The organism is uncultured Virgibacillus sp., assembly GCF_947495635.1.
GTDB lineage: Bacteria > Bacillota > Bacilli > Bacillales > Amphibacillaceae > Virgibacillus > Virgibacillus salarius.
Genome location: NZ_CANMAB010000020.1, coordinates 1 through 15,009, shown reverse-complemented (window position 1 = coordinate 15,009; position 15,009 = coordinate 1). Strand labels below are relative to the sequence as shown.

Genomic DNA, 15,009 nt, shown 5'->3' with positions numbered 1-15,009 from the left:
ATAAATTCCATATGAATTACACAACAGTTCCATATGTTCCTTTTACTATAGAAGAAAGAATTGGTTGATAAATAAGGAGTATGGTAATGGAGAAACAAATGAAGTTCGTTTTTGATACAACAGATTATTATCGATTTATCCGGTTATTAAGAGAAATTACGCCATATCAGCTTAAAGTCGATAAAGCAAACGGTAATGAAGAAGTCTTGAATATCTCGGAAAGAATCATCTATTATCGGTTAAAGAAGGAACTGGATGATTATTATCAACAATTAGATAAGGCTTGGTTTAACTAATAACAATATAACAAATAAGATTCAGCTGTTTATCTGCTGAATCTTATTTTACATATGGTAATTTTATTTAATAGGTACGTGATTCTTTAGCTGGCGGGAGAAAGCTCATCCTCAGTTACCCATTTATGGTTTTTAACTTCTTCACCACTTGTGTTAGATATATAATCAACCATGTATACAGTTGTATCTTTAGCTGAATCGATGGTGGCAGTAGCTCCATCCATTCCTTTCATATGAGAAGCTTCTACTTTTACTTCTGATCCAGATTCCAGCCGCTTAGCTCCAGGGTTCATTAGCTCCTCATGTATCACCCATTTATGGTTCTCTACTTTTTTTCCGCCATTAGTCGGGGTATAGGTGATGGTATATACAGTAGTATCATATGCACCAGAAATGGTTGCTTCAGCACCTTTCATTCCTTCCATATGATCTGTTTCAATTATTGCTTTGCTGCCAACCTCATATGTTGGGTTTTTAGCTGTTTGTAAGCCTTTTGGTACGTATACAGAGCTAGAATGTTCCATTTGATCGTGCTCACTTGATCCCGATTCCGTTTCTGGATCCGCGTTTTCAGTAAGACTATCGTTATTTTCCTGTGTACTTCCACATGCTGATAGTGTCATTGCTACAATAAATATACCAATTGCCAATCCCCATTTCCGCTTGTTCATGAGACTACCTCCTTCTTGTTAGTGATATGTCTCTATTAATTTACCCAGTAAATTTGCAGATTTTTTGCAGTTTATATGACATATTATATACAAAAAATGTAAAATATTAGCTGCATAGCTCGTCTGCACAGAAAATCAATAATTTTTTAATACACTGAATAGAAGTGTTTAATATATGGGGGAGGTAATATAATGAAAAAATTTATAGATTATAATAAGTATACAGAGACTGTATAACAGATACAGTTATTACCGATTTCGAAAGGCGGTTAATATGGTTAATAAGCTTTCTCTAAAAATAGGTATGCTTTTCTTTTTCGTCATTTTAATAATAGAAGGCTTGCTCTATTTTATTCTCTACATGAATTTAGCCGGTGAGCGTATTGAAGAAATAATCAATAATTTACTTGCACGAGGTAATACACATAGTGAAGTGTTAGAGGACAACTTTGAGGCAACAACGCTTGAACACGTTGGGTTAATGGAATCTGCATCTGAGTTTGTCGTTATCATTACTGATGAAGCAGGAAAGATTCTAGTTCATTCAGATCCAGTTCAGTCGGAAATGACAGAGGTTATTGAGCGTACGAACTATGATTCCATACCTTCAGAAGGTGTTGTCATTGAAGAAAGATGGAAGGATAGACAGTTTATTGCTACGGATAGTCCCATCACGATAAATAAAGAGCATCGCGGGCATGTTTTTATGTTCGCTCATACCAATCAAGTCAAGCGGGTCTTAGATCATTTAAGTAATCAATTTTTATTTATTGGTATCATTACGGTGGTTTTAACGATTATTACCATTTTTATTCTTTCTCGATTTATTACACTGCCATTGATGAAAATAAAGCGTGCTACAGAACAGCTAAGTGAAGGGAATCATTTTATTGGATTACATACAGAAAGAAGGGATGAACTGGGTGAATTAGCACAGGCGATCACAAGCTTATCCAATGATTTAGACCGGTTGAAGAATGAAAGAAATGAATTCCTAGCAAGCATCTCTCATGAATTACGGACACCACTAACGTATATGAAAGGGTATGCGGATATAGTTTATAGTCAGGCGTTAACAGATGCTGATTTAAAAGAATATATTAGTATTATTCGTGAAGAGACGGAAAACCTATCTATTTTAATCAAACATTTATTTGAATTAGCGAAAATGGATCAACATTCTTTTCCTATAAGGCGTGAGAAAGTCTTTTTAAAGCAGCTTGTAACATCTATTGTCGACTTAATAACACCTGTGCTAGAGAAAAAAGATGTCGCGCTGTTTGTACGTTGTCCTAATCATATTTCATGCTACATAGATCCAAATCGCTTTCAGCAAGTTCTATTAAATATTTTAGATAATGCCAACAAGTATTCGGTAAAAGGTGGGGAAATTAAACTAGAAGTAAAGGACAGTGATAGGTATATTGAGATTATCGTTCGTGATCAAGGTGAAGGCATACCGAAAACGGATTTGCCTTATGTGTTTGATCGCTTATATCGTGTTGAAAAATCCCGTTCTCGAAAAAATGGTGGTAGTGGATTAGGTCTTGCCATTGCCAAAGAAATTGTTGAGGCTCATGATGGTATCATCCAAATATACAGTGAACAAGACGTTGGAACAAAGGTAATCATTAAAGTACCAAAGGGTGAGGTTATTGAAGAATGTACTTTTAATAGATGATGAACAAAGGATGTTGGATTTATTAGCGTTGTACTTGAAGCCACACAAATATATCTGTACAAAGGCGCAAGATGCTACAAAGGCACTAGAGCATTTAGAAAAAGAAAATTTTGATATTATTCTGTTGGACATCATGATGCCTGAGGTAGATGGTTGGGAGCTTTGCCAATCTATCAGAAAATTTTCTGATATACCGATTATCATGATAACTGCACGAGATCAGCAAGAGGATATTGTTAGAGGGCTTCGTTTAGGAGCTGATGATTATGTAACAAAGCCCTTTAATGCACAGGAGTTATTAGCTAGAATAGAAGCGTTATTACGTCGTACAGTACCAAAAAATGTAATAGAGGTTGATGGTCTACGCTGGGAAGAGGAACGGTTTGAATTAAGCTATGGTAATCAGGTGATTAAGCTGACGCCCAAAGAATTTTTTATGATTGGTCACTTAATGAAACACCCTAATAAGGTATTTACACGGGAGCAATTTATTGAATTAATTTGGGGTTATCATTCCGATACGGAAGGAAGGACCGTTGATTCTCATGTGCGCAATATGCGTGAAAAAATAAGACAGGCTGGGTTTTCCATAGATGACTATTTGCAGACTGTTTGGGGGGTAGGTTATAAATGGGTGGTTCAAGATTAAGTAGATGTAAATAGGAGTTGGACTAAGCATATAACTTTGAAGTGATAAATGAGCGAAGTAGGAGACTGAGACAAAAGAATTAATTATCGTCCGTTTTTTGATTAGAATCATTCATTTAGCACCTGATATAAGCACGTGTCCGAAGATCCACTTGGTCACGTGTTTTTCTTTACCAAGTTAGCTGAGGCCGTGCCGCGGAAAGCGCGTATATTTTCACGGTGCAGCGATAATACTCCTATTGATTAATTCGTATTTTGAGTAAAGAAGTTGTGTTTTGTCCCAGCCTCTTGTCTTTAAATTAGCATTCTTCTTTAAGCTGATTTACAAGCATCCGCACATGCAAAGCATGCATCTGCACATCTCTGACAATGATCGTGTGCATGCTTTTTGCATTCGTTTCCACAGGCTTCGCAAATTTCTGCACAGACAGAGGTTAACGCAGCAGAAAATGGTGTCCCTCTGCAGATTGCTTGCTCCAGATAGCTGCAAATATCTGCGCATTCTCGATCTAAACGTATACAGTTGGTCATCATTTTGATATCTTCCTCCTGCAAGCAGGCGTCATAGCAATGATTGCATGCTGTCATGCATTCATGTAATGCGCGAATAAGCTCCTGATGCTGTTCATGCCCCATTATTTTTACCTCCTAAAGATGAAATTAGAGAATGGATCGCAGTAAATTCTCTAGCTAAGTTCATCATGTTATTTCATCACTAACACTTACGTTGCCCAACTTCTTATATAATAAACAAATTCCTTTCAAGGATTTGTTATTTTGATAAACTGTAGAAAAGGAAATGGATGAATAGAGGAGAGAGGTTCCGATGAGTTACCAATGGTTAGATTGGGCAAGAAGATTACAATCTATATCCCAAGCTGGTTTAACTTTCACGAAGGATATATATGATCGAGAGCGCTATGAAGAGCTACAGCAAATAAGTAAAGAAATAATAGAGAGTTATTCGGAAATAGAGATGCAGCAATTATCGAACTTATTTGCATATGAAAAAGGATATCAAACACCTAAACTTGATGTGAGGGGTGCAGTATTTAAAGAAGAAAAAATATTAATGGTTAGAGAAAAAATGGATGATAAATGGTCACTGCCTGGAGGCTTTTGCGAAGTGGGGTTATCACCTAATGAGAACATTGTGAAGGAAATATGGGAAGAATCAGGGTATCATGTCGTGCCAACAAAATTGCTTGCGTTGTTAGATATGAATAAGCACTCTCATCCGCCACAACCCTATCACTATTATAAACTATTTATTCGTTGTGAAATTGTTGGTGGAGAGGAGAGTACTGGTATTGAAACGAAAGGGATAGACTTTTTCGCAGAGGATCAGCTGCCAGTTCTTTCTGTCGGTCGAAATACCGTAGATCAAGTTAAAACCCTATTTGAATTTAGTCGTAATCCTACAAAACAAGCGATAGTAGAGTAGGTAGTTAAAATCATGTCTCTGCATCAAAGCAGGAAAAATTAGTACAGCTATCGAAATAGGATTGTATAGAAAGGAAAATTGATGTACTTACAATACTTATTTCATGAGCCAATTCAATATATTACTAAATTAACGCCTAGCTACGAAGATCAGGCAAGTGATGTTTCGTTTGTGCAAACGAAGCGTCAGGCAGTGGTTGTACGTATTACGAGAATGGTAGATGAGCAGAGTAATGATTTTGGGTGGAAATGTAAAAGAATATTTGGGATTGATCCAAGAAACGTATTTTCCTTAGAACGTATAAATAATACATTAAATAATCTAACTTCCTGACCAAGGGTTGTTCATAAGGGGAAATCGTTTAATAGAGAATTCGTAGTCGTAGAGAAGCTGGAAGGGAAAACGCTTGAATCGTTTGTTGAACGACCTCCTGCTGTGCTACAAGGTCTTTGGAAAAAGATTGGCAAAAATTTATTAGTATCAGCAATTTTTGTTCCAATGCAATTTTTAGCTGTTAAGAATGGTATAACAGGTTTAATTCGTACAGAGGCTTATGCCTATTGCACCAAGAGATTTAGACTTTATTGGATTGGAATACGTTCTAGATAATTCTTCTGCATTAAGTTTAGGAAGGGTTATGAGTCGATATGGGAGCTTCCTGATTTAAAGCATGTAGACGGTTATCCCACATATAATTGGCAGTAAGCCCCACTTCAAGCAATAAAGTGAAACCAATATGGATAAGTGGGGGATCGACTACCAGTAAATGTCCGATTGGTTCAAAGGCTTTAGGTCATACCCTTGTGGTACGAACAAGCAGTTGAGGACAGCAAAACCCCCACTGATTGAAGTTTCAATGTATCGTTAGCTATATTGATTATTAGCGGTACAAGGTGACATGGATGTGAAGGTATGACTAGATTATAAGGTGCTATTTTAAGGGAGGAAGACGAAGATGAATCCTGTTTTGATTGTCGGTGCGGGGCCAACAGGACTTGTATTGGCTTTAAGTATGACTAAGTTTGGGGTTCCAATTAAAATTATTGACAAAGCAGATGGACCAGGTACTTCTTCTAGGGCAATGGCCGTGATGCCTAGAACGTTAGAGTTTTACAATCAGCTTGGCATTTCCGGTGCAATCATTAATGAAAGTATTAAAATAAAGGAAATGCAGCTACATGTGGATGGGAAAAAAAGAGCTCGTATGCATGTTGGTAGTTTAGGAACAGGGTTAAGCCCATTTACATCTCCATACAGTTTTCCGCAGGATGAGCATGAAAAACTACTTCTTGAAAAACTAAACGAATTTGGTATAACTGTCGACTGGAACACAGAGCTTCTTTCTTTTCAAGAAGATCAAAAATGTGTAAAAGCAAAAATGCTTCAGGCTGGTCATGCTTTGGAAGAAGAATTTGCTTATATCTGTGGTTGTGACGGTGCTGGAAGTGCAGTTCGGCATCAAATCAACGCAGATTTTCCTGGGGGAACTTACGAACAGCTATTTTACGTCATGGATATTAAAGCTACAGGTAGACCGATAGACTCGCAACGAATATCGCTTTGTTTTAGAGGAGAGGAATTTGTTGTACTTTTACCTGTTCGTAGTAAGAATACAACGAGGGCGATTGGTATATTTCCAAAACAGCTTGTTAATAGTCGTGACGATGTTGATAAGCTAGTATCCTTCATGGAAGAGGCTTATCAGTTGGACATAAAACAGGTTAATTGGTTTTCTACATATAACGTTCATCATAGGGTCGCTAGTCATTTTACTAAGTGTAGAGCATTTCTTGTCGGTGATGCTGCACATATTCACTCTCCTGCTGGTGGTCAGGGAATGAATACTGGAATTGGCGATGCGGTTAATCTCGGCTGGAAGCTTGCTTCTGTCGTACACGGAAAGGCGAAGGAAGAGTTACTTCATTCGTATGAAGTAGAGCGGAGGGCTTTTGCCGAACGCTTGGTAAATACCACGGATCGTGCTTTTACAAGTGTGGTTTCTGGCAGTTTTATCAATCGATTATTACGAAAACAAATTGTCCCAAGGCTTATACCCCTTGTAGATCATTCCATGCGTATTAAAGAGCAGCTATTTAAAATTATTTCACAAACGCAAATTGAATACACTCAAAGTCCACTAAGTAGTGGCAAGTATATGGGAGTAGAGTCAGGACAACGGCTTCCATTTACTGGAGATAACTATCAAACATTACAAACCATGGATTGGCAGGTTCACGTATACGGGTCAGCTTCTGCTCAATTATTGAATTTTTGTAAGAAGCGTGGATTACCTCTTCATACTTTTAGTTTTGATTCAATTGCGGAGCAAAAAGGATTACAGAAAGAAGCGATGTATTTGCTTCGTCCGGATGGTCATATTGGTCTCGTTCATTCCTATCAGGATATACAACAATTACAGGAATACCTTGATAACTGGGGTATTACTCCGGTCCATGTCAAGCAGTAACAAAAGATAATTTGAAACATGGTTATCCCGCTTTTTTAGCGGGATTATTTTTATGGTTTTACAATTACTATAGGGGGGTATAGTATATTTGTATTGGAAATAATAACTAAGCAAATGATAAGAGTGAGGAGGGTATTTTATGAAACAAAAACATCAACACCATAATCATGAGCATCATCATACACATGTAGATCGAGAAAGCAATCAAGATAAGCACATGCACAAGCATCATCATGAAGAGCACAGCCATCACGGTCATCATGACCACGGTGACATGGTAAATGATTTTAAGAAACGATTTTTTATATCATTGATTATCACTATTCCAATTCTAGTGTTATCTCCAATGATTCAGGGATTTATTGGTGTGAATTGGCGATTTCCATCTGATCAATATATTCTATTTGCGCTAGCAACAGTTATTTTCTTCTATGGCGGTTGGCCGTTTATCACAGGTGGCATCCGTGAATTAAAAGATCGTAATCCTGGAATGATGATGCTTATTGGCTTAGCCATTTTAGTTGCTTACGGGTATAGCTCTCTAACGGTCTTTGGTTGGGAAGGTAAAGACTTCTTTTGGGAGTTAGCAACATTAATTGATATCATGCTACTTGGTCATTGGGTAGAAATGCGTTCGGTGATGGGCGCGTCCAATGCTCTTGAGCAATTAGTCAAGTTAATGCCTAATGAAGCACATAAACTAGATGAAAATGATGAAATAGAAGATGTACCATTGTCTGAATTGGCAAGTCGTGATCGTGTACTTGTTAAGCCTGGAGAAAAGATACCCGTAGACGGTACCATCCTTGATGGAAAATCTGCAGTAGATGAATCCATGCTTACTGGTGAGTCAGTACCCGTTGAAAAAGTAAAAGGTGACGAAGTAATAGGTGGTTCTGTAAATAAAGAAGGGTCGCTAACTATTCAAGTGGAGAAGACGGGAGAAGCGTCATTTTTATCTCAAGTTGTTACGATGGTGAAAGAAGCGCAGGAATCAAAATCGAAAACGCAGGATCTCACTAATCGAGCTGCCAAATGGTTATTTTATCTTGCCTTATTTGCAGGGTTAGCTACATTAGTTATTTGGCTGCTGCTTGGGTACTCTTATGATATAGCCATTGAGCGAATGGTTACGGTTATGGTTATTACTTGTCCACATGCTTTAGGGCTAGCTGCACCTTTAGTCGTTGCAGTTTCAACATCCATCTCTGCAAAAAAGGGGCTACTCATTCGTAATCAAGCTAACTTTGAAGGTGCAAGGAATTTAAATGCGGTTGTCTTTGATAAGACTGGTACGTTAACCAAGGGAGAATTTGGCGTTACAGATATTATTGCAGATAAAGGGTATCAAAAAGATGAGGTACTTGCTTATGCTGCGAGTGTTGAGCAGAATTCAGAGCATCCAATTGCAGCCGGAATTATTGGAGCAGCCAAAGATAAAGCTATCTCATTAAACAAGGTAAATGATTTTGAATCGATTACTGGCAAAGGGATTCAGGGAAAAGTAGATGGCAAAACGATTAACGTTGTCAGTCCCAAATATGTACTTGATAATTATCTAACATTTGATCGGAAGCTGTTTAGTAAAATGTCGGAAGAAGGTAAGACCGTAGTATTTGTGCTGGTTGAAGAGGAATTAATCGGTATGATTGCGCTTGCTGATATGGTAAGGGATACAGCAAAAGAGGCGGTTAGATCGTTGAAGAAACAGGGTATTCATTCTATTATGCTAACTGGAGATAATCAGAAGGTGGCAGATTGGGTTGCTAAACAATTAGGAATAGAAGAGGTTTATGCTGAAGTATTGCCAGATGATAAAGCGAATCAAGTGAAAAAAATTAAGGAAAAGGGTTGGAAAGTTGCTATGACTGGAGATGGTGTCAACGATGCACCTGCATTAGCAACTGCGGATTTAGGAATTGCAATTGGTGCAGGAACAGACGTAGCTATGGAGACTGCTGATGTTGTTCTTGTAAAAAGTAATCCAAATGATGTGGTAGAACTAGTGGATTTATCACGGAAAACGTACCGAAAAATGGTGCAAAATCTATGGTGGGCAACAGGTTATAATATATTTTCTATTCCGCTAGCTGCTGGCGTGCTCGCGCCGATTGGAATTGTTCTTAGTCCAGCGGTTGGTGCAGTGCTAATGAGTTTAAGTACTATAATCGTAGCAATTAATGCGAAATTATTAAAAGCATAAATGTAATAAAGCGGCTTAAGGTTCCTCCCAAGCTGAGGGATAAAAAAACTAGTATATATAAAGCCTAGTAATCATGTTATTCTTTCATCGTAAAAGGAAATAGCAGAGGGATGACTCGTGTTGTATTTTCGCAGGAGTCACCCCGTATGCCTCTACGTTATTAACGTGTTTTCCATAGGATGAGAATCATCACCATTTCAAAAAAATGAACGATAAAGGTTCGAACGACTTTCTGGAAATAACTTCGTATCTTCCGATTCATATCGTTTGGAGCTTCGTTCACTCGCACCCTTTTGAGTAATGTTAATATATAATGATCCGTAATACCGTTTCATAGGAATGTGTTCCCCATCGAAAAGTGTTTTCCAAATTAAGCTCCTAATATAGTATCGACAATACCGTATTCTTTTGCTTCCTTAGCGCTCATGAAGAAATCACGTTCTGTATCATGTGCTATTTTTTCATATGGCTGGCCGGAACGATCGGCAATTAATTGATTGATTTCTCGCCGTTGCTTAATAATGCGATTAGCATAGATATTCATATCACTGGCTTGGCCCTTCATCCCACCGTGCGGTTGGTGTATCATAACCTCTGAGTGAGGGAGTGCAATTCTTTTCCCTTTTGTTCCTCCTATAAGTAGCACGGCGCCAAAAGATGCTGCCATACCTGTACAAATAGTTTGAACATCAGGTTTAATATGGTTCATCGTATCTAAAATCGAAAAACCGGCTGATACAGAACCGCCTGGGCTGTTAATGTACATTGAAATATCTTTTTTTGGATCTTGAGATGCTAAAAATAGTAATTGTGCAGTTACTGCGTTAGCGAGTGTATCATCAATTTCAGAACCGATAAATACAATACGATCTTTTAATAACCGTGAATAAATATCATAGCTCCGTTCTCCGTGATCTGATTGTTCTACAACATAAGGAATTGGTACGTTCATACGTTAACACCTGCCTTTATCGTTTAAGAGGAGTAATTGAATGAGGTAAAGGCTGTTCCTTATTCAGAAATATGTTAAGCAGCCATTTTACTTTCCATGGTATTTGGTGTATGTTGTCGTTGAGCATATAAGGCGCGAACAGAAGCGTTATCTGTCAGTAAGTTTGCTAGTAGTTGAACATCATCGTTTTGTAATGCATAGGTGTATAATTGGATACGTAGCACCTGATCTTCATCTATTGGTGAATCAAAATCTAAACTTTTTCGAACCTCATCCTTTACTTTTTGTCGTGCTCGAAAAAGATTTGCCTTAACGGCTCCAATGCTTACATTTGTCAATTGAGCAATTTCTTTGAGACTGCATTTACAAACATCTGCGAGTAAGAAAAAGATTTGTTGGTTTATAGTCAATTTGGATACTAACTGATTTAATAGATGCACAAGATTTTGCGAAAGTATATCACTTGTCGAATCGGCAATTTGTTTTTCGTAATCCTCGTATGGGATTATTGGTAGCTTTTTTTTACGTAGCTCATCAATCCATGTGTTTCTGGCAATTGTAGAAAAATAAGCTTTTTTTAGTGATGTAGGTTGATGTTTCTTCCAATTCACATAGGATTTTACCCAAGTTGTTTGCATGAGATCTTCTGCATCATGGGTGTTCTGTGTGAAGTGCAAACAAGCCTTCCAAATAGAAGCTACACACTTATTCCAAGCTTGTTGAAAATCGTTATCCATGGAAAACACTCCTTTTTCAATCTCCCCTTTCACATGTATTAACGAAAAAACGGCATAAAAGGATACGGATAGTTTAAAAAAATAAAAAAAAGAATACTATCTATGTAGTATTACAATGAATAGGATAATATGGGGAAATACGTAATTCAAAAACACCTGTTGCATCTATGAATAGAACATGATATGCTTAACAGGCTATGCAAAAAAATAATTGATATAATATTTTTATCCAATTATATTGTATCAATTATTTTTTGTGAAGTCAACACAAATGAGTAAAATAGTTGAATGGGGTTGGTTAAATGAGTTCGAAACATGGTGATTGGGTGGTTGAGCAACAAAGAGTAGAAAAGGTGATGGAAGAAATTTATAAAAAGGAAGAAAAACTACTTTCAAAGACTTCGGAATTGAAAGATAGTGTTATCGACCTTCGTAAAACATTTTGGGACGATGTGACAGTTAACTTGGATGAACCAGATGATGTAATTGAAACAGAAGCTAGCATCAAACAACAAGCTGAGCTATTAGCTCAAAAGGAAAAAATTCATGGAAGCATGGCTAAAGAACTTCAAACGCTAAAACAATTAAAAAATAGCCCATATTTTGGAAGAATTGACTTTAAAGAAGATGATGAAAAGACAGCAGAACAGCTATATATTGGTATTTCCTCTCTTATGGACAGAGAGGAGAAAGATTTCTTAATCTATGATTGGCGCGCACCCATATCAAGCCTATATTATGATTACACCTTAGGTAAAGCTGCCTATCAAACGTTGGATGGTATGGTGATGGGGAATATATCATTAAAAAGGCAATTTATTATACGAAATGGTGAAATAAAGGGAATGTTCGATACCGGATTGACTATTGGAGATCAGCTGCTTCAGGAGGCGTTGGGAAATAATGCTAGCTCTACAATGAAAAGTATAGTTGCTACTATACAGAAAGAACAAAATAAAATTATTCGCAATGAAAAGAGCAAGCTTTTACTTGTACAGGGAGTAGCTGGAAGTGGTAAAACATCAGCAGCGCTACAGCGTATTGCATACTTAATGTATCGTTATCGTAGTGAATTAACCCCTGAGAATGTGGTTTTATTTTCACCTAATCCACTATTTACGAGCTATATAAATAATGTGCTTCCTGAACTAGGAGAGACTAATGTGAAGCAATTAACTTTTTTTGATTATTTACAAGATAAGGTTGGGGAGGCAATGAGTATTGAATCTCCTTTTGCACAAATGGAATATTTGCTCACTTATCAAGAAGATGCTAACCGTCATTTTCGATTAAACAATATTAAATATAAATCAACAATAGCATATAAGCATCTACTTGACGCATATATAGCTGACCTTCATGCGGAAGGAGTACAATTTAAAAATATTTCATTTCGTAAACGTATTTTAATACCGAAGGAGAAGGTGAAGGAATATTTCTATACGATGGATCCAAATATATCCTTGCCAAATCGAATAGAGTTAACCGTTAAGTGGCTATTGAAAGAGCTTTATCAATTTCAAAAAGAAGAACTGAATAAAGATTGGGTTGAAGAGAAAATAGGACTGCTAGATAAAGCCGCATATGTGAAAGCGTATTATGAAGCTCAGGAGCAGGATGGGGATAGTGCAGTTGATGAAGAGTTAATATTAAGGAAGGTTGTAGTAGCCAAGATGTTCGATTCATTAAAAAGGCAAATAAAACAGTTAGCCTTCGTAAACGTTTTAGCTACTTATAAGAGGTTCTACACGTGCTGGGAGTCAGATGAGCTACCAGAAGACTGGACGTCATTTTCCTCCCAAACGGCAAGTAATTTATCAAAAAACTTTTTGACTTGGGAGGATGCTGCTCCATACGCTTACTTCAAAAGTCAACTCCTTGGTGATGAGACAGACCGTGCTGTTCGCCATTTATTCGTGGATGAAGCACAGGACCTTTCCGAGTTTCAATTTGCTTATATAAAGCATATGTTCCCTTATACGAGGATGACTTTATTAGGGGATATCAATCAAGCAATTAATGTCCATACATCAAGGGATAATCCGCTACAAGCAATGGGCGAGGATAATACTGAACGGATAACATTAACAAAAAGTTATCGTTCTACCAAGCAGATTGTTGAATTTACAACGTGTTTTGCTCCAGGAAAAGAAGTAATTGAACCATTTGAAAGGCAAGGAAATAAACCTAAGCTGCTGTATCTTAACAAGACAGAAAAAGAGGTCCTACTTACCTCAGTAAATGAACTTTTAAAAATTGGGTACGAAACGATTGCTTTTATTTGTAAAACAAAAAATGAATGTGTGGCTATCTATAACTTACTCAGCCCATCTATTTCTGTTACTCGAGTGGATGAGGAGACATATTCCTTTAAGAAAGGAATACTTATTATACCTGTTTATCTAGCGAAGGGGATTGAATTTGATGCGGTTATTATCCCAGATGCATCAACGAATCACTATACGGAATCAGACCGAACAGTATTTTACACAGCCTGTACACGTGCGATGCATGAGCTAGTTATGGTAACAGCGGCTGAGCCGTGTTTGTTTATCCATGAAGCTAAAACGGATACGTATGTAGTGGCCAATGGATAAGAGTTGTTGCCTTAGTCTAAAAGATAAAAAATGAAGATACTCCGAACTGCAATCCGAGGAATACGAAATTTTCCCCACATATAACTGGCAGTAAGCCCCCCACATCAAGCAATATAGTGAAATCAATATTGGTAAGTATGCCATCAACTGCCAGTAAATGTCCGGTTGGTTCTAGGGCTTTTAGGTCATATCCTTGTGGTACTACCAATTAGTGGGGGGTAAACAAAATTCACTAATTGAAGTTTCTATTTAAAGAGGTGGAAAGATTTTTTCTTAATAAAGGAGCTAAAACGCTTGCTTTTTTTCTGAAAATAGTATAAGTTTCATATATGCAACATTATTAGTTGTATAAAATATTTGTTTCTTAGGTTAATTAATTTGTCTTAGAGACAAATTAATGATTGGTAGTTCAGGTATTTCAAATTGCTCTTCCGGGGTGGTAGCCGGAAGAGCGCCCCCTTTGCCGCAATTTATTAGAAAAAGGAGCAAATTTGAGATGTTCAGGCTTATGCGTGAATCACTGCAATGGAGTAGTAATATTAGCTTTTTAACATTTGGAATGGCTTTTTTGTTTGCGTTGATTTCAACATTATTTCAAGAAGGTTCAGGATTATTTCTTAGTCTACTCATTGTGTTTGTCTTTATTATGATAGGAATTATTGGCGATACGATTGGCTTAGCTGCAGCAACTTCACAAGAGAATCATTTTCATGCTATGGCTGCTAAGAAAGTCAAGGGAGCAAAGGAAGCAAAGGAAGCAGCATTTATTGCAAAGAAAGCCCCTTTATTTTCAAGTCTTTTTAATGATGTTGTCGGTGATATTTCAGGAATCGTTAGTGGGGCAGCTTCTACGGCTGTCGTATTCCAACTGGCTAAACTGGTTCAAACTTCCGAAGGTTCCATATGGTTTATTATTATATCTGTTGTATTAACAAGTATTATCGCTGCTTTTACAGTAGGGGGAAAGGCAATTTGTAAAACGCTTGCGATCTATCATTCTACGAATATTATTTTATATACAGGTAAAATGATGTATTACTTAAAAGCCTGTACACGTATATTTGCAATTTGGAAAAAGGAGAATCGTTCAGTACATATGCAAAGACGTTAAGCTGACGTGTTGCTTCGCGGAAGGTGAAGATTCTATATTGCTTTTCGCTCCTTGAATAAAAAGAACGGGAAAAGTATCTCAACGGACTGCGGATGAAAGGGTATAAACCTTCATCCTTTTTTATAAGTTAAGAAAGTATAAAATCAGTGCAATGACTGCGTTAAGCCAAGTAGTTATTTTGAATGTTAGATGTATATTGGCA

Annotated in this window: 14 protein-coding genes; 9 read left to right on the top strand and 5 right to left on the bottom strand. The window is 37.2% G+C overall.

Going from position 1 to position 15,009, the window contains the following annotated elements; translation table 11 throughout:
* The first annotated feature begins 86 nt into the window (after positions 1 to 86).
* Positions 87 to 296 carry a hypothetical protein gene (locus tag Q1A47_RS06620; protein WP_026680072.1) on the top strand — a complete coding sequence of 70 codons (210 nt, stop codon included), beginning with the start codon at positions 87 to 89 and terminating at the stop codon, positions 294 to 296.
* An 86-nt stretch (positions 297 to 382) separates the two neighbouring features.
* Here the strand turns inward: Q1A47_RS06620 and Q1A47_RS06615 are convergent, their stop codons facing one another.
* Entirely contained in the window at positions 383 to 967 is a 585-nt protein-coding gene (locus Q1A47_RS06615; RefSeq protein ID WP_026680073.1) for a YdhK family protein, read from the bottom strand.
* A gap of 274 nt (positions 968 to 1,241) precedes the next feature.
* Between Q1A47_RS06615 and Q1A47_RS06610 the strand changes: the two genes are divergently transcribed.
* Together Q1A47_RS06610 and Q1A47_RS06605 are read left to right on the top strand one after the other, a co-directional pair.
* Positions 1,242 to 2,648: an ATP-binding protein gene (locus tag Q1A47_RS06610; protein ID WP_166529836.1), complete on the top strand. Its 1,407-nt coding sequence runs from the start codon at positions 1,242 to 1,244 to the stop codon at positions 2,646 to 2,648.
* Positions 2,623 to 3,297: a response regulator transcription factor gene (locus tag Q1A47_RS06605; protein WP_026680075.1), complete on the top strand. Its 675-nt coding sequence runs from the start codon at positions 2,623 to 2,625 to the stop codon at positions 3,295 to 3,297. The genes Q1A47_RS06610 and Q1A47_RS06605 overlap by 26 nt, the downstream gene beginning before the upstream one ends.
* Before the next feature lie 311 nt (positions 3,298 to 3,608).
* Here Q1A47_RS06605 and Q1A47_RS06600 read toward each other — a convergent pair whose 3' ends face one another.
* The gene (locus Q1A47_RS06600) at positions 3,609 to 3,932 is read right to left on the bottom strand and encodes a four-helix bundle copper-binding protein (protein ID WP_026680076.1); all 324 of its coding nucleotides are present in this window, start codon (positions 3,930 to 3,932) and stop codon (positions 3,609 to 3,611) included.
* Positions 3,933 to 4,122: 190 nt separating this feature from the next.
* Between Q1A47_RS06600 and Q1A47_RS06595 the strand changes: the two genes are divergently transcribed.
* From Q1A47_RS06595 to Q1A47_RS06580, 4 genes are all read left to right on the top strand, one after another.
* Positions 4,123 to 4,740 (top strand): NUDIX hydrolase, encoded by a 618-nt coding sequence (locus Q1A47_RS06595; protein ID WP_166529835.1) that lies wholly within the window; start codon positions 4,123 to 4,125, stop codon positions 4,738 to 4,740.
* An 81-nt stretch (positions 4,741 to 4,821) separates the two neighbouring features.
* Positions 4,822 to 5,073, top strand: coding sequence for a hypothetical protein (locus tag Q1A47_RS06590; protein ID WP_026683054.1), 252 nt, complete (start codon positions 4,822 to 4,824; stop codon positions 5,071 to 5,073).
* 622 nt (positions 5,074 to 5,695) lie between these two features.
* Complete coding sequence (locus tag Q1A47_RS06585) at positions 5,696 to 7,207, top strand: FAD-dependent monooxygenase (RefSeq protein WP_166529834.1); 1,512 nt, start codon at positions 5,696 to 5,698, stop codon at positions 7,205 to 7,207.
* Between the two features lie 217 nt (positions 7,208 to 7,424).
* Entirely contained in the window at positions 7,425 to 9,410 is a 1,986-nt protein-coding gene (locus Q1A47_RS06580) for a heavy metal translocating P-type ATPase (RefSeq protein ID WP_246484519.1), read from the top strand.
* Positions 9,411 to 9,780: 370 nt separating this feature from the next.
* On the opposite strand, the gene Q1A47_RS06575 is transcribed toward Q1A47_RS06580, so the two are convergent.
* A complete protein-coding gene (locus tag Q1A47_RS06575) occupies positions 9,781 to 10,362 on the bottom strand; it encodes an ATP-dependent Clp protease proteolytic subunit (RefSeq protein ID WP_121604384.1) in 582 nt (193 codons plus the stop codon).
* 74 nt (positions 10,363 to 10,436) lie between these two features.
* The gene (locus Q1A47_RS06570; protein ID WP_026683058.1) at positions 10,437 to 11,099 is read right to left on the bottom strand and encodes an RNA polymerase sigma factor; all 663 of its coding nucleotides are present in this window, start codon (positions 11,097 to 11,099) and stop codon (positions 10,437 to 10,439) included.
* 302 nt (positions 11,100 to 11,401) lie between these two features.
* Here Q1A47_RS06570 and helD point away from each other — a divergent pair, with 302 nt between their 5' ends.
* Positions 11,402 to 13,696 carry an RNA polymerase recycling motor HelD gene (helD, locus tag Q1A47_RS06565; RefSeq protein WP_121604385.1) on the top strand — a complete coding sequence of 765 codons (2,295 nt, stop codon included), beginning with the start codon at positions 11,402 to 11,404 and terminating at the stop codon, positions 13,694 to 13,696.
* Positions 13,697 to 13,712: 16 nt separating this feature from the next.
* Here the strand turns inward: helD and Q1A47_RS06560 are convergent, their stop codons facing one another.
* The gene (locus Q1A47_RS06560; protein ID WP_299631181.1) at positions 13,713 to 13,904 is read right to left on the bottom strand and encodes a hypothetical protein; all 192 of its coding nucleotides are present in this window, start codon (positions 13,902 to 13,904) and stop codon (positions 13,713 to 13,715) included.
* Positions 13,905 to 14,204: 300 nt separating this feature from the next.
* Between Q1A47_RS06560 and Q1A47_RS06555 the strand changes: the two genes are divergently transcribed.
* Positions 14,205 to 14,807 (top strand): hypothetical protein, encoded by a 603-nt coding sequence (locus tag Q1A47_RS06555; protein ID WP_299631180.1) that lies wholly within the window; start codon positions 14,205 to 14,207, stop codon positions 14,805 to 14,807.
* The last annotated feature ends 202 nt before the right edge of the window (positions 14,808 to 15,009 follow it).